The organism is Amycolatopsis sp. FBCC-B4732 (assembly GCF_023008405.1).
Classification (GTDB): Bacteria; Actinomycetota; Actinomycetes; order Mycobacteriales; family Pseudonocardiaceae; genus Amycolatopsis; species Amycolatopsis pretoriensis_A.
Window position 1 is genome coordinate 8,114,703 of the sequence record NZ_CP095376.1, and the last position, 19,038, is coordinate 8,133,740.

At 71.2% G+C, this 19,038-nt stretch carries 24 protein-coding genes; 10 read left to right on the forward strand and 14 right to left on the reverse strand.

Annotated features, from left to right (window positions below):
- Positions 1 to 80: 80 nt before the first annotated feature.
- Genes MUY14_RS36420 through MUY14_RS36430 form a run of 3 tightly spaced genes read right to left on the reverse strand, consistent with a single transcriptional unit; the run spans position 81 to position 2,142 of the window.
- Positions 81 to 722 carry a hypothetical protein gene (locus MUY14_RS36420; protein WP_247016171.1) on the reverse strand — a complete coding sequence of 214 codons (642 nt, stop codon included), beginning with the start codon at positions 720 to 722 and terminating at the stop codon, positions 81 to 83.
- Positions 710 to 1,501: an ABC transporter ATP-binding protein gene (locus tag MUY14_RS36425; RefSeq protein WP_247016172.1), complete on the reverse strand. Its 792-nt coding sequence runs from the start codon at positions 1,499 to 1,501 to the stop codon at positions 710 to 712. The genes MUY14_RS36420 and MUY14_RS36425 overlap by 13 nt, the downstream gene beginning before the upstream one ends.
- On the reverse strand, positions 1,498 to 2,142 hold the full coding sequence (locus MUY14_RS36430) for an aminodeoxychorismate/anthranilate synthase component II (protein WP_247016174.1): 645 nt from the start codon (positions 2,140 to 2,142) through the stop codon (positions 1,498 to 1,500). Before MUY14_RS36430 ends, MUY14_RS36425 begins: the two co-directional genes overlap by 4 nt.
- Positions 2,143 to 2,366: 224 nt before the next feature.
- Between MUY14_RS36430 and MUY14_RS36435 the strand changes: the two genes are divergently transcribed.
- Complete coding sequence (locus MUY14_RS36435; RefSeq protein ID WP_247025428.1) at positions 2,367 to 3,686, forward strand: FAD-dependent oxidoreductase; 1,320 nt, start codon at positions 2,367 to 2,369, stop codon at positions 3,684 to 3,686.
- Here the strand turns inward: MUY14_RS36435 and MUY14_RS36440 are convergent.
- Positions 3,683 to 4,342: a response regulator transcription factor gene (locus MUY14_RS36440; protein WP_247016176.1), complete on the reverse strand. Its 660-nt coding sequence runs from the start codon at positions 4,340 to 4,342 to the stop codon at positions 3,683 to 3,685. The two genes, MUY14_RS36435 and MUY14_RS36440, sit on opposite strands and share 4 nt — an antisense overlap.
- Positions 4,282 to 6,102, reverse strand: a complete 1,821-nt coding sequence (locus tag MUY14_RS36445) for a histidine kinase (protein WP_247016178.1) — start codon at positions 6,100 to 6,102, stop codon at positions 4,282 to 4,284. The genes MUY14_RS36440 and MUY14_RS36445 overlap by 61 nt, the downstream gene beginning before the upstream one ends.
- 171 nt (positions 6,103 to 6,273) lie before the next feature.
- Between MUY14_RS36445 and MUY14_RS36450 the strand changes: the two genes are divergently transcribed.
- From MUY14_RS36450 to MUY14_RS36460, 3 genes are all read left to right on the forward strand, one after another.
- A complete protein-coding gene (locus tag MUY14_RS36450; RefSeq protein ID WP_247016181.1) occupies positions 6,274 to 6,987 on the forward strand; it encodes an ABC transporter ATP-binding protein in 714 nt (237 codons plus the stop codon).
- Complete coding sequence (locus MUY14_RS36455) at positions 6,984 to 7,718, forward strand: ABC transporter permease (RefSeq protein ID WP_247016183.1); 735 nt, start codon at positions 6,984 to 6,986, stop codon at positions 7,716 to 7,718. Before MUY14_RS36450 ends, MUY14_RS36455 begins: the two co-directional genes overlap by 4 nt.
- 100 nt (positions 7,719 to 7,818) lie before the next feature.
- Complete coding sequence (locus MUY14_RS36460; RefSeq protein WP_247016185.1) at positions 7,819 to 8,211, forward strand: SCO5389 family protein; 393 nt, start codon at positions 7,819 to 7,821, stop codon at positions 8,209 to 8,211.
- Here MUY14_RS36460 and MUY14_RS36465 read toward each other — a convergent pair.
- From MUY14_RS36465 to MUY14_RS36480, 4 genes are read right to left on the reverse strand one after another with little or no spacing between them, the layout of a single operon-like run.
- A complete protein-coding gene (locus MUY14_RS36465; protein ID WP_247016187.1) occupies positions 8,180 to 9,169 on the reverse strand; it encodes an LLM class flavin-dependent oxidoreductase in 990 nt (329 codons plus the stop codon). The genes MUY14_RS36460 and MUY14_RS36465 overlap by 32 nt on opposite strands.
- Positions 9,166 to 9,324: a hypothetical protein gene (locus tag MUY14_RS36470; RefSeq protein ID WP_247016189.1), complete on the reverse strand. Its 159-nt coding sequence runs from the start codon at positions 9,322 to 9,324 to the stop codon at positions 9,166 to 9,168. The genes MUY14_RS36465 and MUY14_RS36470 overlap by 4 nt, the downstream gene beginning before the upstream one ends.
- A gap of 29 nt (positions 9,325 to 9,353) precedes the next feature.
- On the reverse strand, positions 9,354 to 9,509 hold the full coding sequence (locus tag MUY14_RS36475) for a hypothetical protein (protein ID WP_125309437.1): 156 nt from the start codon (positions 9,507 to 9,509) through the stop codon (positions 9,354 to 9,356).
- On the reverse strand, positions 9,509 to 10,582 hold the full coding sequence (locus MUY14_RS36480) for a class E sortase (RefSeq protein ID WP_247025429.1): 1,074 nt from the start codon (positions 10,580 to 10,582) through the stop codon (positions 9,509 to 9,511). The genes MUY14_RS36475 and MUY14_RS36480 overlap by 1 nt, the downstream gene beginning before the upstream one ends.
- A gap of 192 nt (positions 10,583 to 10,774) precedes the next feature.
- Between MUY14_RS36480 and crgA the strand changes: the two genes are divergently transcribed.
- Both crgA and MUY14_RS36490 read left to right on the forward strand, forming a co-directional pair.
- Positions 10,775 to 11,041 (forward strand): cell division protein CrgA, encoded by a 267-nt coding sequence (crgA, locus tag MUY14_RS36485; protein WP_033261030.1) that lies wholly within the window; start codon positions 10,775 to 10,777, stop codon positions 11,039 to 11,041.
- A gap of 112 nt (positions 11,042 to 11,153) precedes the next feature.
- Positions 11,154 to 11,531: a PH domain-containing protein gene (locus MUY14_RS36490; RefSeq protein WP_247016191.1), complete on the forward strand. Its 378-nt coding sequence runs from the start codon at positions 11,154 to 11,156 to the stop codon at positions 11,529 to 11,531.
- On the opposite strand, the gene MUY14_RS36495 is transcribed toward MUY14_RS36490, so the two are convergent.
- Positions 11,528 to 12,325, reverse strand: coding sequence for a rhomboid family intramembrane serine protease (locus MUY14_RS36495; protein WP_247016193.1), 798 nt, complete (start codon positions 12,323 to 12,325; stop codon positions 11,528 to 11,530). The two genes, MUY14_RS36490 and MUY14_RS36495, sit on opposite strands and share 4 nt — an antisense overlap.
- A 197-nt stretch (positions 12,326 to 12,522) precedes the next feature.
- The gene (locus MUY14_RS36500) at positions 12,523 to 13,041 is read right to left on the reverse strand and encodes a peptidylprolyl isomerase (RefSeq protein WP_247016195.1); all 519 of its coding nucleotides are present in this window, start codon (positions 13,039 to 13,041) and stop codon (positions 12,523 to 12,525) included.
- A gap of 155 nt (positions 13,042 to 13,196) precedes the next feature.
- On the opposite strand from MUY14_RS36500, the gene MUY14_RS36505 reads away from it, so the two are divergent.
- Positions 13,197 to 13,733 (forward strand): hypothetical protein, encoded by a 537-nt coding sequence (locus tag MUY14_RS36505; RefSeq protein ID WP_247016197.1) that lies wholly within the window; start codon positions 13,197 to 13,199, stop codon positions 13,731 to 13,733.
- Positions 13,734 to 13,796: 63 nt separating this feature from the next.
- On the opposite strand, the gene MUY14_RS36510 is transcribed toward MUY14_RS36505, so the two are convergent.
- Together MUY14_RS36510 and MUY14_RS36515 are read right to left on the reverse strand one after the other, a co-directional pair.
- Complete coding sequence (locus MUY14_RS36510; RefSeq protein ID WP_247016199.1) at positions 13,797 to 14,249, reverse strand: DUF6918 family protein; 453 nt, start codon at positions 14,247 to 14,249, stop codon at positions 13,797 to 13,799.
- A gap of 147 nt (positions 14,250 to 14,396) precedes the next feature.
- Positions 14,397 to 14,924 carry a DUF2020 domain-containing protein gene (locus MUY14_RS36515; RefSeq protein WP_247016201.1) on the reverse strand — a complete coding sequence of 176 codons (528 nt, stop codon included), beginning with the start codon at positions 14,922 to 14,924 and terminating at the stop codon, positions 14,397 to 14,399.
- Between the two features lie 116 nt (positions 14,925 to 15,040).
- Here MUY14_RS36515 and MUY14_RS36520 point away from each other — a divergent pair, with 116 nt between their 5' ends.
- The 3 genes from MUY14_RS36520 to MUY14_RS36530 are packed head-to-tail and all read left to right on the forward strand — an operon-like array spanning position 15,041 to position 17,813.
- Positions 15,041 to 15,727, forward strand: coding sequence for a hypothetical protein (locus tag MUY14_RS36520; protein WP_247016203.1), 687 nt, complete (start codon positions 15,041 to 15,043; stop codon positions 15,725 to 15,727).
- Position 15,728: 1 nt separating this feature from the next.
- Complete coding sequence (locus tag MUY14_RS36525) at positions 15,729 to 16,367, forward strand: pyridoxal 5'-phosphate synthase (RefSeq protein WP_247016205.1); 639 nt, start codon at positions 15,729 to 15,731, stop codon at positions 16,365 to 16,367.
- Positions 16,368 to 16,421: 54 nt separating this feature from the next.
- Positions 16,422 to 17,813 carry an alpha/beta fold hydrolase gene (locus MUY14_RS36530; protein ID WP_247016207.1) on the forward strand — a complete coding sequence of 464 codons (1,392 nt, stop codon included), beginning with the start codon at positions 16,422 to 16,424 and terminating at the stop codon, positions 17,811 to 17,813.
- Here the strand turns inward: MUY14_RS36530 and MUY14_RS36535 are convergent.
- Positions 17,797 to 19,023 carry a cytochrome P450 gene (locus tag MUY14_RS36535; RefSeq protein ID WP_247016209.1) on the reverse strand — a complete coding sequence of 409 codons (1,227 nt, stop codon included), beginning with the start codon at positions 19,021 to 19,023 and terminating at the stop codon, positions 17,797 to 17,799. The genes MUY14_RS36530 and MUY14_RS36535 overlap by 17 nt on opposite strands.
- Positions 19,024 to 19,038: the final 15 nt, after the last annotated feature.

Consider the following 19,038-nt stretch of genomic DNA (forward strand, 5'->3'; position numbering starts at 1 on the left):
ACCGGAGAGGCCCCGAACCTTAGTCGGCCGCGGGCTCCCGCAGGAAGCCCGGTGCGGAAATTGAATTCTGCAAGTTGCCATCACGAGCGGCGGCGCACGAGAGCCGAGACGCCGGAGAAGCTGGCGGCCAGCAGGACCACCGACGTCCCGAGCGCCAGCGCCAGCGGGCCGGCCACCGGTTCTTCGTCGGTCAGGGCGTGCAGCAGCGGGTGGACCAGCGGGATCTTCGCCAGCAGCACGACGACCAGCGTGATGACGGCGGCGAGCACCGTCCAGCCGATCCGGCCCACCAGCAACCGCGAGCACGGGAGGGCGATCGCGATGCCCAGCAGCGCGCACGCGAGGTGGGCGAGCAGCCCGATGCCCAGCGCGGACGGCTGGACCTTGAACGACTTGAGCGCCGACCACACCTCGGTGATCACCGTGAGGACGAGCGAACACGCCAGCACCGCGAGGATCGCGCCGGTGATCATCCGCCGCCACTGGCGGGCGTGGCTGAGGGTCACCAGGCGCTGGACCGGGTCTTCGATGTCGAGCAGGGCGATCGTCAGCCAGCACGAGACGACCAGCAGGCCGCCGGCGCTCACGCCGAACAGCGGCAGCGGCGGCGAATTCGGGTCGGCGTAGAGGATCACGCAGAGCGCGAGGTAGGCCAGGAGCGCGGGCAGGTACCGCTGCGAATGGCCGAGCAGCACGAAGTAGTAGCGGGTCATGGCGAGCACGGCGCCACCTCCCGCACCGACCAGCCGTCCTTCAACGCCCGCAGCAGCACCGCGTCCACCGCGGCGACCTCGACGGTGAGCACCACCTGCGCGCCTTCGACGACGGCGTGCCGGACGCCGGGCTCGCCGGCCCAGCCGGTACCGCCGCCGCGCAGGACGATCCGGGTGGTCGGCTCGGTGCTTTCCGCCGTGAGCCTGCCTTCGTCGATGAGGTGGACGACGTCGGCGTGGTCGTGCACGACCTGCGGGCGGTGGTCGGTGAACACGACGCTCGCCCCGCGCGCCCGCGTCTCGGCGACGAGCTCGCCGAGGATCGCGTGCGTGCCGACGTCGAGCCCGGACCACGGCTCGTCGAGGACCAGCAGGTCGGGGCGCACCATGACGGCCTGCGCGAGCCCGACCTTCTGCGCATTGCCCTTGGACAGCGTGCGCAACGGCGCCGTCGGGCCGCCGACCAGCGCGAGCCGCTCGAGCAGCGGGTCGATCATCGAGAGGTCGGTGAGCCCGTGGATGCGGGCCATGTGCCGCAGGTACGCCCGCGCGCCCATCCGCTGGCCGGCCGGGAAGCGGTCCGGCAGGTAGCCGATCCGCGGGGTGCCGGTGAGGGAACCGGTGGTCGGGTGCGAGACACCGGCCATGATCCGCAGCAGCGTCGACTTGCCGGAGCCGTTGCTGCCGAGGACGCCGACGACGTGCCCGGACTCGACGGTCAGGTCGACGTCGCGGAGGACGAAGTCACCTCGCCCGTACCGCTTGCCGACCCCCTCGAGCCGGATCACGCAACAGCGGCCTTCTGGAGCGCCTGGGTCGCGCGCTCGAGTTCGTTCACCCGGACCGGGTCGACGGGGTGCCCGGCCGCGGCCAGCCAGTTCGCCAGCATCCGGTGGCCGCCCTCGGTGAGCACGGACTCCGGGTGGAACTGCACGCCTTCCAGCGGCAGCTCGCGGTGGCGCATGCCCATCACGATGCCGGACTCGGTGCGCCCGGTGACCTCGAAGACGTCTTCGGCGATCGTCTCGGGCAGCACGGTCAGCGAGTGGTACCGGGTGGCCGTGAACTCCGCCGGCAGGTCCTTGAGGATGCCGGCGCCGGTGTGGCGCACCTGGCTCGTCTTGCCGTGGAGCAGCTCGGGCGCGCGGTCGACGGTGGCGCCGTAGACGACGCCGAGCGCCTGGTGCCCGAGGCAGACGCCGAGCATCGGCGTGTGCGTCTCGGCGCACTTGCGGACGACGTCCATGCTCTGACCAGCGCGTTCGGGCGTCCCGGGGCCGGGCGAGACCAGCACGGCGTCGAACTCGGGCACGCGGTCGAGGTCCACGACGTCGTTGCGCCAGACCGTGCAGTCGGCGCCGAGCTGGGCCAGGTACTGGACCAGGTTGTAGACGAAGCTGTCGTAGTTGTCGACGACGAGGACGCGCATGGCGCCGAGCTTACCGGCTCCCCACGGCCGGTGATCCCGGCGCAATTTCCGTCCGACCACAAGCGGGCCGGGTAGTCGCTGCCGTTCCCGGCGGCCTCGCCGACGCTCGCAACCATCGCTGCGCGGCCCCTCCCACCAGGTGGACCGTACGCGAGATCACATTTCAAGTTAGGTGACCCTAACTTACGGTGGAACGTGTGAGCCGAACTCTTCGCGTAGCCGTGGTGGGCGCCGGTCCCGCCGGGATCTACGCCGCCGACATCCTCGACAAGTCCGACGCCGACGTGCAGATCGACCTGTTCGAGCGCATGCCGGCGCCGTTCGGGCTGATCCGCTACGGCGTCGCCCCCGATCACCCGCGCATCAAGGGCATCGTGACCGCGCTGGAGAAGGTGCTGTCGAAGCCGAACGTCCGGCTGCTGGGCAACATCGACTACGGCACCGACATCAAGCTCGACGAGCTGCGCGAGTTCTACGACGCGGTGATCTTCTCGACCGGTGCGTCGGCCGACCGCGCGCTCGACATCCCGGGCGCCGACCTCGACGGCAGTTACGGCGCCGCCGACTTCGTGTCCTGGTACGACGGGCACCCGGACGTGCCGCGGACCTGGCCGCTGACGGCGTCTTCGGTCGCGGTCCTCGGCGTCGGCAACGTCGCTCTCGACGTCGCGCGCGTCCTGGCGAAGACGGCGGACGAGCTGCTGACCACGGACATCCCGGAGAACGTCTACCAGGGCCTCAAGGCCAGCCCGGTGACCGACGTGCACGTGTTCGGCCGCCGCGGGCCGGCGCAGGCGAAGTTCACGCCGCTGGAGCTGCGCGAGCTCGACCACTCGCCGAACGTCGAGGTCATCGTGTACCCCGAGGACATCGAGTTCGACGAGGGCAGCATCGCGGCGCTGCGGGCGTCGAAGCAGATCGACATGGTCGTGAAGACGTTGCAGGAGTGGGCGATCCGCGAGCCCGGTACCCGGCCGCGGCGGCTGCACCTGCACTTCTTCCACTCCCCCGCGGAGATCGTCGGCACCGGCGGCCGCGTCACCGGGCTGCGCACCGAACGCACCGAGCTCACCGGCGACGGGAACGTCCGCGGCACGGGCGAATTCCACGACTGGGACGTCCAGGCGGTCTACCGCGCGGTCGGCTACCTGTCGTCGCACCTGCCGGAGATCCCGTTCGACCACACGGCGGGCGTCGTCCCGAACCAGGCCGGCCGTGTGCTGGACCTGGACGAAAACCAGCTCCCCGGCGTGTACGTGACGGGCTGGATCAAGCGCGGCCCGGTCGGCCTGATCGGCCACACGAAGGGCGACGCGGCGGAGACCGTCGCGAGCCTGCTGGCGGACGCGGACACGTTGACGGCGCCGAAGTTCTCCTCACCCGACGCGATCCTGGACTTCCTGGCCACGCGCGGGATCCCGTTCACGACGTGGGACGGCTGGGGCCGCTTGGACGCGCACGAGAAGTCGCTCGGTTCGGCGGCGGGCCGGGAGCGGATCAAGGTCGTCGAGCGCGAAGAGATGACGCGGGTTTCGCGCGGCTAGGCGTCCGCGCCGAGGTAGGCGAGAACGGCCAGCACGCGGCGGTTCGTGTCGTCCGAAGCCGTGATCCCGAGCTTCGCGAAGATGTTCGCCGTGTGCTTGCCGACCGCCCCTTCGCTGAAGTGCAGCTTCGCCGCGATCGCCGCGTTCGAGCAGCCTTCGGCCATCAGGCCGAGCACCTCGCGTTCGCGGGCCGTCAACGCGGCCAGCGGGTCGGTGGCGTTGCCCGCCACCAGTTTCGCGATCACCTCGGGGTCCATCACCGTGCCGCCGGCGGCGACCCGGCGGACGGCGTCGATGAACTGGTCCGCGTTGAACACGCGGTCCTTCAACAGGTAGCCGATCGCGCCCGTGCCGTCGGCCAGCAGTTCGCGCGCGTACAGCTGCTCGACGTGCTGGGAGAGCACGAGGATCGGCAGCCCCGGGACCTCGCGGCGGGCGGCCAGCGCGACCTGGAGGCCCTCGTCGGTGTTCGTCGGCGGCATCCGGACGTCCACAATGGACACCTCGGGCCGGTGTTCCCGCAATGCGTCCGCCAGTTCGGGACCGCTGCCGACCGCCGCGACGACGTCGAAGCCGTGCGCCGCCAGGAGGTGCGTCAGACCGTCTCGGAGGAGGTACTGGTCTTCGGCGACAACGGTTCTGGGTCGATCTGACACGGGAGCTCCACGGTCGCCCTGGTCGGCCCGCCGATCGGGCTGGTCAGCGTCAACCTACCGTCGAAGGCGCCCAGCCTGCGTTCGATTCCGCGGAGTCCCGACCCGCGGGCCGGGTTCGCGCCGCCCGGGCCTTCGTCGGTCACCACCAGCGTCAGCAGGTCCTCGTCGAAGGAAACCTCGATCGACGCCCGTTTCGCGCCGTGCTTCGCCGCGTTGCCGAGCAGCTCGGACACCGTGAAGTACGCGCACGCCTCCGCCGGCTCCTCGAGCCGGTCCGGCAGCGAGCCGGTGACCGGCACCTTCAGCGGGCTGTCCAGTGCCAGCGCGCGGATGGCGTCCAGCAGCCCGCGTTCGGAGAGCACCGGCGGGTGGATGCCGCGGATCAGCACCCGCAGCTCGGTGAGCGCCTCCGACGACGACGCGCGCAGCTCGGCCGCGAGCCGTTTCGCCGCGGCCGGGTCGGTGTCCACCAGCGCCTCGACCGCGCCGAGCTTCATGCCCATCGCGACCAGCCGGGACTGGATGCCGTCGTGCAGGTCGCGCTCGATCCGGCGCAGCTCCGCCGCCTGCGCGACCGTGACGTCGGTGCGCGTCTGCTTGAGCCGTTCGACGCGCCGGGCGAGCCGGGACGACTCGGTCGGCCCGAGCCACACCTTGACGAAGCGGGCCTGTTGGCGGGCGAGCCAGGTGGTCGGGACCAGGCCGGCGACGATCATCGCCAGCGCCAGCGGGGTCTGCGCGAGCGCACCCAGGTGCGTCGACACCTCGGGCAGGACCAGCCAGCGGACCGGGGAGCTCACGAACGGCCGCCACCCCCACAGCGTCACCAGGCCGACGAGCCCCCAGCCGAGCAACGCGACCGTCGGCAGGGTCAGCGCCAGCGAGACGAGCGGGATCAGGCCGCCGCCGGCGAGGTCGCGCCAGGTCGCCCGGTCGCGCAGGATCCACCGCCTGCGGGCGTGCTGCACCGGCCAGAACGGCTCGTCGTAGAGCTGCTTGCCGACCTGGTAGAGCCCGTCCGGTCGCGGCACCGGCAGGCCGGGCGGCGGCAGGTACGGGCGGGCGATCCGCACCCCGGTCCAGTTCCCGGTTTCGCGGCGCAGCGTGTCGGTGATGGTCCGGCTCCACAGCACGACGGGGGCCGCCACCGGCGTGGCAACGGCGATGACGACCAGCTGCCACGCCGAAAAGACGAACTGCACCAGGGAAAGCACGAGGATGCCGATCTGGTGCCCCAGCGATTCCAGGTGCCGCTGCAGCCGGTTCCCGCGGCGTTCGACCACCGGCCGCGGGCCGAGCCACCAGCGCGTCCACCGGCCGTAGCCACGCAGCACCGACGGCCCGCCGACCAGCACGGCGACCGGCAGGAACAGCGTGAGCAGCGGGTTCACCAGCTGCCACGCGAACTCGCGCTCGGCCGCCGGGTCCTCCAGCGCCCAGGTGAGGCGGTGCTGCCAGCGGATCCAGAACGCCCGCTTGTAGAGCGTGTTGCCGTCGCGGTACCAGCCGTCGCGCTCGCGCACGGGCTCCGGCGGCTCGGGCTGGTACGGCGCTTCGACCTCGACGCCGCACCAGCGCCCGGCCAGCGCCCGGGCCGTCGTCGAGCGGCCGCGGGCCCATTCGACCGCGGGGCCCAGGAAGAACACCAGCCCGACGCAGAGCAGCGCGAACGCGATCAGCTCGACCAGCACGTCGAACCAGCTCAGCAGCGAACGCGCGGTCAGCGCCAGCGCCCGGCCGAGGGCACGCGGGTACGTCATCCCGGCACCTCCTTTCCCCCGGAATCTTCGCCGGACCGCCGGCGCGGCCGCGATCCGCGAAGCCCCACGAACGGGGTGGGCCCAGCCCCACCCCCGCTTCAGCAAAACGCTACCTGAGCTGGGGTTTCAGCGTCATTCCGCGCGGGCGGGCCGATTCGTAGCTTTGTCGGCATGCCCCTCATCGAAGTCACCGACCTCCGCAAGCGCTACGGCACCCGGGTCGCGGTCGACGGCGTTTCGTTCACCGTCGAGCGCGGCGAAATCTTCGGCATCCTCGGCACGAACGGCGCCGGGAAGACCACCACCGTCGAATGCCTCCAGGGCCTGCGCCGGGCCGACGGCGGCACGCTCTCCGTGCTCGGCCTCGACCCGGCGACCGACCGCGCGGCGCTGACCCGCCGCGTCGGCGTCCAGCTGCAGGAAAGCCAGCTGCCCGCGAAGCTGCGGGTGCGCGAGGCGCTGGAGCTGTTCGCTTCCTTCTACCCCGACCCGGCGGACATCGACGTCCTGCTCGACCAGCTCGACCTGCGCGACCACGCCCGCAGCGCGTTCGGGAAGCTCTCCGGCGGCCAGAAGCAGCGCGTGTCGATCGCACTGGCCCTCGTCGGCCGGCCCGAGCTGGCGATCCTCGACGAGCTCACCACCGGGCTCGACCCGCACGCCCGCCGCGAAACCTGGCAGCTGGTCGAGGGCGTGCGCGACACCGGCGTCACGGTCCTGCTCGTCACCCACTTCATGGACGAAGCCGAGCGCCTCTGCGACCGCGTCGCGATCTTCGACGCCGGGCGCGTGGTCGCCACCGGCACCCCGGCCGAGCTCCGCCAGTCCGTCAACGCGTCCACTTTGGACGACGCCTTCGTCTCGCTGACCAGGAGTGCGCTGTGAACACCTTCGCCAAGATCACCACCACCGAAACGAAACTCTTCCTCCGCTCGCCGTTCATGGCGGTCGCCGGCGTCCTGCTGCCGTCGATCCTGCTGCTCGCGATCGGCGCCATCCCCGGCATGACCGAACCCAGCGAGAAGACCGGCGGGTTCCGGTTCATCGACGCTTGGGTGCCGTCGCTGATCGTCGTGAGCCTCGCGATGCTCGCGCTGCAGTCGATCCCCGCCGCGGTCACCGCCTACCGCGAGCAAGGGGTGCTGCGCCGGCTGGCCACGACGCCGGTGCACCCGGCGAACCTGCTGGGCGCGCAGCTGCTCATCCACGTCGTGGTCGCGCTGGCGGGCATCGCGCTGGTGCTGGGGCTGGGCAACGCCGTCTACGACGTCCCGCTGCCGAAGCACCCGCTCTCGTTCGCGCTGACGCTGCTGCTCGGCGTCGTCTCGATGTTCGCGCTGGGCCTGGTCGCGGCCGCGGTCGCCCGCACTTCGAAGGCCGCGAACGGCGTCGCGATGGTCGCGTTCCTGCCGACGATGTTCTTCGGCGGCGTGTACCTGCCGCGGCCGCTGCTGCCGGAGGTCGTCCGCCGGATCGGCGACTACGTGCCGCCGGGTTCGCAGCCGCTGCAGGACGCCTGGGTCGGCACCGGGGTGCAGCCGCTGCAGCTGGTCGTGCTCGCCGCCTTCGCGGTGGCCGGGACGGCGCTGGCGGCGAAGCTCTTCCGCTGGGAGTGACCAGGCCTTCCGCCATATTGGTGATGATCATCGTTTTCTCTTGTGGCCGGGCCACCCGGCCGGTAGCCAAGAGGGTGGCCCTGCTCAAACTGGAGGTTCGATGTCCCTGGACGTGTCACCCGCGCTGCTGGAGAAGGCCGAGCGCGGGGAGGTCACCGACGCCGAGTTCGTCACCTGCGTCAAGGAATCCCTGCCGTACGCCTGGGAAGTCATCACCGGCGTCATCGCCGACGCCGAGGGCGCCGCGGACGGCTTCGCCGACAACGAGACGCCCCCGCCGAGCGAGGTCGCCCGCGGGCAGCTGCTGCGGGCGCTGGCCTCGGACGCGATCCGCGGCGGCCTCGAGCGGCACTTCGGCGTCAAGCTCGCGTTCCAGAACTGCCACCGGGTCGCCGTGTTCAAGAAGACCGAAGTGGATGGTGACCGCTACCGCGCGTTCGTCTCGCCACGCGGCCAGCTGCTCAACCAGAGCCCGGAACTGCGGGACTGCTAGCCCGCAGCGCGGGCAGCACCTCGGTGCCGATCCGCGTGATGTTCGCGTAGGTCCCCTCCGGCGTACCCGACGCTTCCACGAGCATCAGCACGTGGGAGACGCCGGTGCGCCGGAGGCTCGTTCCCAGGGTCCGCACGCAGTGGTCCGCGGTCCCCACGGGGTGGATCGCGCAGAGCCGTTCGGTGTACTCCCGCGGGTCCCGCGACGGCCCCGGCCGCCCGTCGACCGTGACGTGCGCCCCCAAACCGTCCTTCAGCCACGCGGGGAGCGCTTCGCGGACGACGGCTTCGTCGCCGACCTGGCAGAGCACGGTCGAGACGTGGTCCGCCGGCTTCCCGTAGGCCGCGACGGTGGCCGCCTTCTCCTCGTCGTCGGCGTGCAGCCCGAGCAGCAGCGGCAGGTTCCGGTCCGCGGCCTGGCGCACGGCGTCCGACTTCGGCCCGCCGCAGGCCACGACGACGTCCGGCCGCCGCTCCGGCGACGGCACGACGGGCACCTCCCGGAACGCGAAGTGCCGGCCCCCGGCGTGCGCCCGGCCGGTGGTGGCGCGGAGGAAGACGTCGAGGGTCTCCTCGAAGCCGGTCTCGTAGCGGTCCAGCCCGGTGCCGAAGACTTCGAGGTCCTGCCAGGGGCCACCGCGCCCGACACCGAGCCGCAGCCGGCCGCCGGAGACGGCGTCGAGCAGGGCCCACTGCTCGGCCAGCGCCACCGGGTGCGTCGTCGACAGGACGCTCACCGCGGTCCCGACGCCGATCCGCGACGTCCGCCCGAGCACGTGCGCGGCCAGCGTGATGGCGGACGGGCAGACGCCGTAGGGCACGAAGTGGTGCTCGGCGAACCAGACGTCGTCGAAGCCGGCTTCTTCGGCCAGCTCGGCCGCGCGGACCGACCGGCGCAGGACGTCGGAGTCGCGTTGCCCGGGGAACCGGCCGCTGACCAGGAAGACCCCGAACCTCAAGGGTCGAGCCCGACCAGCAGGCGCGCGGTCGGCACCGCGAACCGCTCGGCGCCGGCGATCTGCGCCTCGCTCAACGGCCCGTCCGGCATCTCGGCGAAGTGGTGCTCGACGCCGGGCGGCGGCCCGTGCCCTTCGCGCTGGTACAGGCTCGGCACGAGGTCGTCCCGGTCCTTCCGCCGCGTCTTCAGTTGACCGCGACCTCGTTGAACCACAGCCGCGGCTCCAGCCACGGGAAGATCACGAACATCAGCAGCGCGACCACGCCGAGCACGAGAACCACCGCGATCGTCAGCTTGACCGCGAAGGGGCCGGGGAACTTCCGCCAGAGCCAGGCGTACATCAGGCCTCCCCGATCTTCGAAAGCAGGTCGCCGTAGTCCTTGACCTGGTTCTTCGGCACCTGCTGGGTCAGCACCGACGTGATGATGAGCCGCTCGCGGGCGGAGAACTGCGGGTGGCACGTCGTGAGCGTGAGCAGCGCCGCCTGCTGGGCCTTCGGGAGCGTCTCGGCGTCCTTGTACGGGACCGGGTTCACCGCGGTGCCCTGGCTGGGCAGCACGACCTTGCGGCCGAACGTCTCGCTGTACGCCCCGCCGTCTTCGGCGTTCGGGTCGCGCAGCGTCGAGACGCCCTTGCACTTCGGGTCGGCGCCCTTGGTGCCCGCCCAGTTCTCGATCTCGTCGTCGTAGGGCAGGACCTTGTAGATGTAGAAGTCGGTCGAGGTCTCGATCACGATCTGGTCACAAGACGAGAGGTTGTCCAGGTCGTTGAACGGGGCGCCCTTGCCGACGCGGTGGCCGGCCACGGCGAAGTTGCCGGGCTCGCCGGGCAGCGACGTGCCCTTGTAGTGGCCCGGGCCGACCTCGAGCGCGGTCTCGTCGGTGCCTTCCTGAATGGTGAAGTTGTAGTCGACGCCGAACGTCGGGATGTGGATCCGGGCGAACGCCTTGCCGTCGATCAGCTCGGGGTGCAGCGTCCGGTCGTGCGCCCACTCGCCGTCGAGCTGGTCGCTCGCCTCGGACTGCTTGCCCGCCGAGAACAGGTCGGTCACGTACAGCTCGTAGACCATGAACAGCAGCACGACCAGGCCCAGCGTGATGAGGACTTCGCCGGCCGTCCGGATCGCGACGCCGCCCTTGCCCAGCGGGGCCGGGGCGGGCTTCTCCTTGGTCGCGGCGCCGCCCTTCCCGACCGGGGCGAAGACGATGGTCTCCTCGTTCGCACCCGCCGGCGGCGGGCTCGCGTACCGGCGGGGCGCCGGGGCGGGCGAACGCCGGGGCGGCTGCTGCCCCTGCGGCCCGCGCTGGGGCGGCCGGGGCGGCACCTGGCCGCGAGGGGGCGTGGCCGGACGACGCGGCGGCACCGGCCGCTGTCCTGGGTGTCTGCGCCGGTCGTCATCCGGTCCTTCGCGCATCTCCACGCAAGCTCCTCTCAAGCCGCGCCGAACCCTGGGTGACGCCGTTGTCACGGTGCGGGAAAATCCGACCACTCCGGCCGCTGCTTTCCTGCGGTCGTTTACGTTAACGTGTGCACGTGGCGCTGGTTGCGCACCCTCAGCGGGACATCGCCACCAGACGAGCCCGAAGAGCACCGCGAGGAACACACGATGCCCAAGTCCAAGGTCCGCAAGAAGACCGCTTACACCCCGCCTGCCGACCGGCGCACGCCGGTGAAGGTGCGGGCCGCCGGCCCGACCGGCCTCGCCTGGAAGATCCCCATGTTCGGGCTGATGCTCGTGGGCCTGGTGTGGCTGCTGGTGAACTACATCGCCGGTGACAAGATTTCCTGGATGGCCGATCTGGGCAACTGGAACTTCGCCGGCGGTTTCGCGCTGATGATCGCGGGTCTGCTGATGACCATGCGCTGGCGTTGATTATTACTCCGAACGGCGGCTTGACGCCGAATTACACCGGTGTGACTCATCCCCAGTGTGGATAACCCCTGTGGATAACTACCCCACCTCTTGGGCGCCCCGGCAGGCCGTTGTGGTATCGGCTTGGGCGGTCACGGCACTGCTGCTGGCCGGCGTGGTGTTCGACGCGCTGTCGGGCGACCGCGGTGGGCTGGTGCTGTTCGCGCTGGCGGCCGTGGCCGTCGGCGCGTTCGCGACCCACGCCACGCTCGTCCGGCCGCGGCTGGCGGCCGATGCCGAGGGCCTGGTGGCCCGCACGCTGGGTGGCACGCACCGGCTGCCGTGGGCGCAGACCCGCACCCGGCTGCGCACCACGCGCCGGCTGGGCCGTGACGGCGTCACCCTCGAGCTCGAGCACGACGAGCAGCTCTACGTCTTCGGGTGGCTGGACCTCGGCGAGGACCCGCGGGACGTCCTGGACGTCCTCAGCACGCTGCGTGCGCGCGGCTAGGCCGCGCAGACGTAGGTCTGGACGCCGCGGTACGGGAGGAAACCGCAGGTCGCCGTCCCGAACCGGGTGGCTTGGTAGGCCAGCAGGCCGACGATGGCGACCACGATGATCGCGATGCCGATGGCCTGCCAGCGCGCCTGGCCCTCCTGCGGGGCGTAGAGCAGCGCGACGGTGACCACCGCCCCGGTCACCAGGCCGCCGACGTGGGCCCAGATCGAGATGCCCGGGATGCCGAACGTGATGAAGGCGTTCAGGGCGAGGGTGATGATCAGCCCGGTCGGGTTCAGCCGCAGCTTCAGCACGAGCACCGCGTAGGCGCCCATCAGGCCGAACAGCGCGCCGGACGCGCCGACCGTCGGCGGACCGTTCTGGTCGAAGATCAGGACGGCGGCGGACGCGCCGAGCATCGAGGTGAAGTAGAGGGCGAGGTAGCGGCCGCGGCCGCACACCTGCTCCAGGGCCCGGCCCATCATCCACAGCGAGAACGAGTTGACCGCGATGTGGATGAGCCCGTAGTGCAGGAACCCGTTGGTCAGGACCCGCCACCACTCGTCGTTGCCCAGGGTCGCGGCGACGTAGAGGCTGCCGCGCTGGAAGACGGCCGAGGTGTCGTTGTCGTTGAGGCTCTGCGCCTGGAACGCCGTGAAGAGGTAGACCAGGACGTTGACCGCGAGGATGACCTGGGTGACGAGCACGGACTTCGACAGGCGCGCACCGAAGACCGTCCGCTGGCCGAAGCCGGCTTCCTGGTGTTCGCGGTGCTGACGGCGCTGCTGCTGGCCCCCGGCGTGCACGCAGTCGGTGCACTGGAAGCCGACGGGCGCTTCGCGGAGGCAATCCGGGCACGCCGGACGCCCGCACCGGGAACAGCTCAATCCGGTCGGGCGGTTCGGGTGCCACCAGCACCCGGGGAGCGCGGCTTGTTCGGCGGCGGGGTTCGGCGGTTGGTTCACGATGTGACCAACCTACCGAAACCTCGCCGAGTCAGCCGTCAGTGCTCGACGGTGACCTTCTCGATCACGACGTCGGTCAGCGGGCGGTCCGCCGGGCCGGTCGCGGTGCGCGCGATCGCGTCGACGACGTTGCGCGACTCCTGGTCGGCCACCTCGCCGAAGATCGTGTGGCGGAAGTTCAGGTGGGCGGTCGGCGCCACGGTGATGAAGAACTGCGAGCCGTTGGTGCCCGGCCCGGCGTTCGCCATGGCCAGCAGGTACGGCTTGCTGAACTGCAGCTCCGGGTGGAACTCGTCGCCGAACTTGTAGCCGGGGCCGCCGCGGCCGGTGCCGGTCGGGTCGCCGCCCTGCAGCATGAAGCCGTCGATGACCCGGTGGAAGATCGAACCGTCGTAGAAGGGCCCGGAGTTCGTGCCCGCCGCGTTGGGCTGGGTGTACTCCTTGGTGCCTTCCGCGAGCCCGACGAAGTTCGCGACCGTCTTCGGCGCGTGGTCGGGGAGCAGGTTCAGGTGGATGTCACCCTGGTTGGTGTGCAGCGTAGCTTTCACGAGACTCATCGTGCCATCTCCCACATCGTTCGGGGGTCCGGGGGCGCGCCCCCGGCTGGGGTCTGGGGTTTGACCCCAGAAGGACAGAGCGGGCGGCGCGGAAAAGGGGCACGATAGGTTACGGGTAACAGAGCAGTGTCAAAACGAATGATGAGGTGAAGCCCATGTCCCGGGCGACAGCCCAGGCCGTCGAGACCGCCGACAAACTCGTCACCGAGGGTGTCAAGCAGGGGCGGCGCGCGCAGAAGAAGCTCGCGAAGAAGACGGAACTGACCCGCAAGGAGCTCAAGAAGAGCTCGAAGGCCGCTCGCCAGGAGGCGCTCGCGCGCCTGTCCGAGCTGCGCAAGCCGGGTCGCAAGGCGAAGAAGGCCGCCATCAAGGCCGCGAAAGCGGCCGGCGACTCGAAGCGCCGCGGCAAGAAGGACTTCAAGGCGGCGAAGAAGGACTTCTACGCTGCCGTGACCGAGGCCAAGTCGGCCGCGAAGGGCACCCGCAGCCGTCGCAAGTGGCCGTGGCTGCTCGGCCTGGTCGTGGTCGGCGCCGGCGCCGCCTACGCCCTCCGTTCGAAGCAGGAGCCGCCGGTCGCGCCCGCGCCGCCGAAGGCCACCCCGCCCGCGCCGAAGCCCGCCGAAACGGCGAAGCCGACCCCGCAGGCGAACGGCAAGGCGCCCTCCGCGGCGCCCGCCGAAAAGAAGAACTGATAGCGACGCGAAGAGGCCCCCGGGGGTGCACCGGGGGCCTCTTCAGTCGTGCTCCGAGCTAGCTCACGCGTTGGCGGCGTGCTTGTCGACCAGCGCGCCGAGCCGCGGCAGCGCCTCCTCGACGTTCTTCTTGCCGTTCGGGCGCAGCTTGCCGTAGACCTTCTTGATGCTGTCACGGCTGCTGCGCTCCGCGCGCGAGTCGGTGACGCTCAGCAGCGCGTCGGAAGCCTCGTCCGAGCGGCTGGTCAGGTAGGCGCCGAAGTCGTTGCCACCCTTGGCGCGGTAGTCGCCGTAGAACGGCTCGAGCGCGACCACGAAGTCGGGGAGCAGGGTGTCGACGGCCGAGGGGATGATGCCCGGCTTGATCTTCTTGACGGCCGCGAAGCCGGTCTTCACAACGGCACCCGAAACGCCGCCCTTGTCCGAGACCTCGGCGTCGACGAGGGTCTCGAAGTCGGTCACGACCGCCGGGCGACGGCTGGAGTCGAGCAGGATTTCCTTGAGGGTGTCAGCCACGAATCTTGTCCTTTGTCGTTGCAGAGTTGGTGCCCCGCCCCGGGGTGGGGATGCCCCGGTGGCTGCGGTGCGCGAGTCCACGAAGCCTGCGCGTGACGCACAGGGTAATACAAGATCAACATCACTCACCCGTGTGGAGCCCGCTACCTAGAGCTTCAGGGCAGCGATAGCCTTCTTGACCACTGTGCGTGCCTTCACGCTTTGCTTCTGGTTCGTGGTCGCGATGACCGCCGCGGAGCCCTTGGCGACAGCGTAGACAGCGCCGTCGTCGGTGGACAAATAGCCGCCCTTCCAGCCGGAAGGGTCGCTCGCCGGGTTCGACGAGTCCACCGGCGCCGCCTGGTTGACCAGCGCCGTCGCCGTTTTCGCGTCCCCGACGTACACCCGGACGGTGAGCTGGACCTTCCCGTCCGGGCGATAGAAGAAGCACGCCGGGTGGGGCTGGTCGGCGGACACGCGCACCTTCGACACGTGCTGGCCGTTCGAGTCGGCCACGAATTCGCTGCCGAGGTACGGGCAGTCCTCGGTCGCACCGGGTTGCGGCTCCGGCGGCAGCCCGGCGGCCGCGGCGGAGGAGGCGGACGGCGAACTGGGCGTCGCGGTGCCGGACACGATGGCGGGGCCGCAGCCGGCCAGCAGGACCGCGGCGGGCGCGAGAAGTACGAGTCGTCGCATAGCGCGCACAGTCAACCATGCGGCGTGTGTGAAAACCGCTGGCTGAAGTCGCCGGGACGCCGAGGCGTGCGACGATGGCGGCGAGTGGTCCGGTTCACGACCCGAGGAGGTCCGGCGTGCTCACCCCCGAGCAGTACCTCGGCGCGGTGGCCGAGCGCATCCAGCGCTCGGGCGGCCGGCTGAACTCCGTGCAGATCGGGCCCGCGACGGCCGTCGTCGGCCTGTTCACCGAGTCGGTGATGCTCTCGACGATGAACTACTGCGTCATCGCCGCGGCCGTGCCCGAGGTCAGCGCCGCGGCGCTGTACGACTTCACCGGCCGCGCCACGCAGCACGCCCGCGCGAACCTCATCGGCACCATGGGCTGGACCGCGGCGTCGGTGGTCATCGCCGGGCTGGTCGGCCGGCGCGTGTACCCGGACGCCGCGCAGGCCGCGTCCGCGAAGTCGGGCAACCAGTTCGGCGGCGAGACGCGGATGGTCGCGGTGGACCTCTCGGCCGGGCAGATGTTCGCGTTCGTCGGCGGGAAGTTCTGGGGCGCCGCGGTGCAGGGTTCGGTCAACGCCAAGCTGACGTACTGCTTCCCGCAGCCCGCCGAGGTCTACCAGCAGGTGCAGTGGCAGCAGGCCCAGCACCAGCAGCAGCAACCGCCGGTCCAGCAGCAACCGCCGGCGCAGCAGCCGCCGCCGGGCTGGCAGCAGCAGGCGCCGATGCCGCAGGTGCCGCCCCCGCCGGCCGTCGGCCCGGGCGGTCCCCAGCCGCCCGTCTACCCGCCGCCGGGGCACCAGCCGTACGGTCAGTGACATGGTGCAGCTGCGCGGGTGGCCGTCGTTCCCCGAAGAACTCCCTGTGTTCACGCCGGAAACGGCGCCGCCGGACCCGCGGGCACTGTTCCTGGAGTGGCTGACCGAAGCCGGCGAGCACGTGCTCGCACCGCACGCCGTCACACTGTCCACAGTGGACGCCGATGGCGCGCCCGACGCCCGCGTCGTGATCCTCAAGGACGTCGGCCCGGCCGGCTGGGCGGTCGCGACCAGCTCCGAAAGCCCGAAGGGCCTGCAACTGAGCAAGGACCCGCGGGCCGCGCTGACGTTCTTCTGGCCCGGCCGCGGCCGCCAGGTCCGGCTGCGCGGGCCGGTTTCCCCGGCCGCGCCCGAAGTTTCGGCGGAGGACTTCCTCGCCCGGCCGCCGGCGTCCCGCGTCGAGGCGTTCATCGGACGCCAGTCCCAGGTGCTGGCCGACCCGGCGGACCTCGTCGCCGCGGCCGCGGAAGCGGAGCGCTGGGTCGAAGAAAACCCCGGCACCGCCCCGGAAACGTGGACGCGGTACTTCGTGGACCCGGACGTCGTCGAGTTCTGGCAGGCGAGCCACGACCGCCGGCACGTCCGGTTGCGGTACCGCAAGGCCGACGGCGGCTGGGTCCGCGAACGCCTCTGGCCCTGAGAAGCCCTGATCGGGGGTATCCCGTACGCGGGCGGCTGTGCGCATGATGCACCCATGCGCTCGAAGCTCCTGACCGCCGGGCTCGTCCTGGCGCTGACCGCCGCACTCGGGGGTGTGGCCTCGGCCGACGCGCGTCCTGGGGGACGACCGAAGCTGACGGATCCGCATCCGTGCCCGGGCCAACCGGGTTTCACCTGCTCGACGTTGACCGTGCCGCTCGACCACACCGGCCGCGTGCCGGGCACGCTCGACCTCGCCGTGGCGACCGCCGACAACGCCGACGCGCCCAAGGGCGTCCTGCTGTTCCTGACCGGCGGCCCCGGCCAGGGTGGCGTCGGCACTATCACGCGGATCGCGAAGCAGCGGCTGCCGGAAGTCGCGAAGGACTACCGGTTCGTCATGCTCGACCAGCGCGGCACCGGCCCGTCCGGCGCGCTGAAGTGCCCCGGGCTGCAGGAGCAGATGGGCAGCTCGGACATCGCGACGCCCTCCCGCGACGCGGTGCTCGAATGCGCGCACATCCTCGGCGACACGGCACCGCTGTACTCGACCGACCAGACGGTCGCGGACTTCGACCAGCTCCGGCGCGCGCTCGACGTGCCGAAGATGGTGGTCGACGGCGTCTCGTACGGCTCCTTCACGGCGGCCCGGTACGCGCTCGCGCACCCGGGCAACGTCAGCAAGGTCGTCCTCGATTCGGTGCTGCCGCACCACGCTTCGGCGTCGGCCTCGCTGTACCTGACGGGGCTGACGGCCGAAGCGCGGGTGCTGCGAGCGGCGTGCGCGGTAGCTCCCGCATGCGGCTACGACCCGGCTGACGACCTGGCGTGGGTGGTCCGCCACCGCAGTCCGGCCGACGGCGTGCGGATCTTCGACCTGGTCGTCACGTACGAGTTCGTCGACCCGACGTACCGCAACGAGGCGGCGGGCGACCTCGTCGGCGCCGTCCACGAGGCCCGCGCGGGCGCCACGGCCCACCTGGACGGCCTGCTGGAGGCGTACAAGTCCGGCGGCGACGACCCGGCATCGTTCAGCGCCGGCCTCCACGCGGCGACGCTGTGCGCGGACCAGCGCTTCCCGTGGGGCTCCGCGGCGACGCCGGTGTCACTGCGGCGACCGCTGCTTTCGCTGGCCGCCCGCACGCTGCCGGCTCGCGCGACCTGGCCGTACACGACGGAAGTGGCTACGCAGCAGGGATTCATCCAGAGCTGCCTCCCGTGGCCGGCCGAGCGCCCCGCTTCGAACCCGGCCGGCCGGCTGCCGAACGTCCCGGTGCTGCTGGTGAACGGCGACCGCGACCTGTCGACGCCACTGGAGTGGGCTCGGGAGGAAGCGGCGCAGGCTCCGCGCGGTCAGCTGGTGATCGTCCCGGGCGAGTCCCACTCGATCCAGAACCGCGAGCGCGGCCACGCGGGCCGGGACGCGGTGATCAGCTTCCTGCGGTAGCCGTCCAGGTGACCGGCAGCTCGTGGACGCCGTAGATGTTCATGTCCGTCCGCAGCTTCACCTCCCCCGCGGGCACCGCGAGTGCCAGCGTCGGGAAGCGCCGCAGCAAGGCCTCGAAGCCGGCGCGCATCTCGATGCGGGCCAGCTGCTGGCCGAGGCACTGGTGGACGCCGTGGCCGAAGGAGAGGAGGCCGCGGGCGTTGCGGTGGACGTCGAGGGTGTCCGGGTTTTCGAAGCGGCGGGGGTCGTGGTTGGCGGCCAGCAGCGAAACCACGACCGTCGAGCCCCGCGGGATCGTTTCGCCGCCCAGCTCCAGGTCTTCGGTGGCGTAGCGGAAGAAGATGTCGGCCACCGACAGGTAGCGCAGGAGTTCCTCGACCGCACCCGCCAGCAGGTCCGGGTTCGCACGCACCTCCGCGGCCTGCTCCGGGTGCTCCAGGAGTGCGAAAGTGCCCAGCGACAGCATGTTCGCGGTCGTCTCGTGGCCGGCGAGCAGCAGCAGGAACGCGGCGCCGGTCAGCTCCTCGACGGCCAGGTCCTCGTGGCGGGCCAGGTCGGACAGGATGTCGTCGCCGGGCTCGGCGCGCTTGCTCGTGACCAGTTCGGTGAGGTACGTGTTCAGCGCGATGTACGCGCCCATCTTCGTCTCGAGCGGCTGGTCGCGGACCATGAACTGCGCCGAGTCGGCCTGGAAGCTTTCGCGGTCCTCGTACGGGACGCCGAGCAGTTCGCAGATCACCAGCGACGGCACCGGGAGCGCGAACTCCTTCACCAGGTCGATCGGCGGCGTCAGCTGTGCGAGGTGGTCCAGCTGCCGCTCGACGATCTCGACGATGTGGTCCTCCAGCGTCTTCATCCGCTTGACGGTGAAGGCGCCGGTCAGCTTGCGCCGCAGCCGGCCGTGGTCCGGCGGGTCCATCGCGATGAACATGCCCGGCAGCTGCGGGGACGGCTCCGTGGCGGCGGGCATGCCCGTCTCGTACGGCACGTGGATGACGTCGAGGTCCAGCCGCGAGCTGAACCGCGTGTCGGCCATCAGCTGCCGGACCTCTTCGTAGCCGGTGACGAGCCAGCCTTCGTGCCCGTCGGGAAACACGAGCGGGCTGACCGGGCGCGCGTCGCGCAGCCGGCTGATCCCGCTCGGCGGGTCGAAGGGGCCCGCGTCGCGCTCCATGGGCAGACCGTGCGGAACGTCGACCTTCTGGCTCATCGGATTTCCTTTCGT

Excerpts from the sequence above, each read along its gene's own strand:
- MUY14_RS36515 (WP_247016201.1), bottom strand. The coding sequence starts at position 14,924 with ATGCGACGACTCGTACTTCTCGCGCCCGCCGCGGTCCTGCTGGCCGGC.
- MUY14_RS36450 (WP_247016181.1), top strand. The coding sequence starts at position 6,274 with ATGCCCCTCATCGAAGTCACCGACCTCCGCAAGCGCTACGGCACCCGG.
- MUY14_RS36460 (WP_247016185.1), top strand. The coding sequence starts at position 7,819 with ATGTCCCTGGACGTGTCACCCGCGCTGCTGGAGAAGGCCGAGCGCGGG.
- MUY14_RS36535 (WP_247016209.1), bottom strand. The coding sequence starts at position 19,023 with ATGAGCCAGAAGGTCGACGTTCCGCACGGTCTGCCCATGGAGCGCGAC.
- MUY14_RS36525 (WP_247016205.1), top strand. The coding sequence starts at position 15,729 with ATGGTGCAGCTGCGCGGGTGGCCGTCGTTCCCCGAAGAACTCCCTGTG.
- MUY14_RS36430 (WP_247016174.1), bottom strand. The coding sequence starts at position 2,142 with ATGCGCGTCCTCGTCGTCGACAACTACGACAGCTTCGTCTACAACCTG.
- MUY14_RS36480 (WP_247025429.1), bottom strand. The coding sequence starts at position 10,582 with ATGCGCGAAGGACCGGATGACGACCGGCGCAGACACCCAGGACAGCGG.
- MUY14_RS36505 (WP_247016197.1), top strand. The coding sequence starts at position 13,197 with ATGTCCCGGGCGACAGCCCAGGCCGTCGAGACCGCCGACAAACTCGTC.
- MUY14_RS36475 (WP_125309437.1), bottom strand. The coding sequence starts at position 9,509 with ATGTACGCCTGGCTCTGGCGGAAGTTCCCCGGCCCCTTCGCGGTCAAG.
- MUY14_RS36500 (WP_247016195.1), bottom strand. The coding sequence starts at position 13,041 with ATGAGTCTCGTGAAAGCTACGCTGCACACCAACCAGGGTGACATCCAC.
- crgA (WP_033261030.1), top strand. The coding sequence starts at position 10,775 with ATGCCCAAGTCCAAGGTCCGCAAGAAGACCGCTTACACCCCGCCTGCC.
- MUY14_RS36530 (WP_247016207.1), top strand. The coding sequence starts at position 16,422 with ATGCGCTCGAAGCTCCTGACCGCCGGGCTCGTCCTGGCGCTGACCGCC.
- MUY14_RS36445 (WP_247016178.1), bottom strand. The coding sequence starts at position 6,102 with ATGACGTACCCGCGTGCCCTCGGCCGGGCGCTGGCGCTGACCGCGCGT.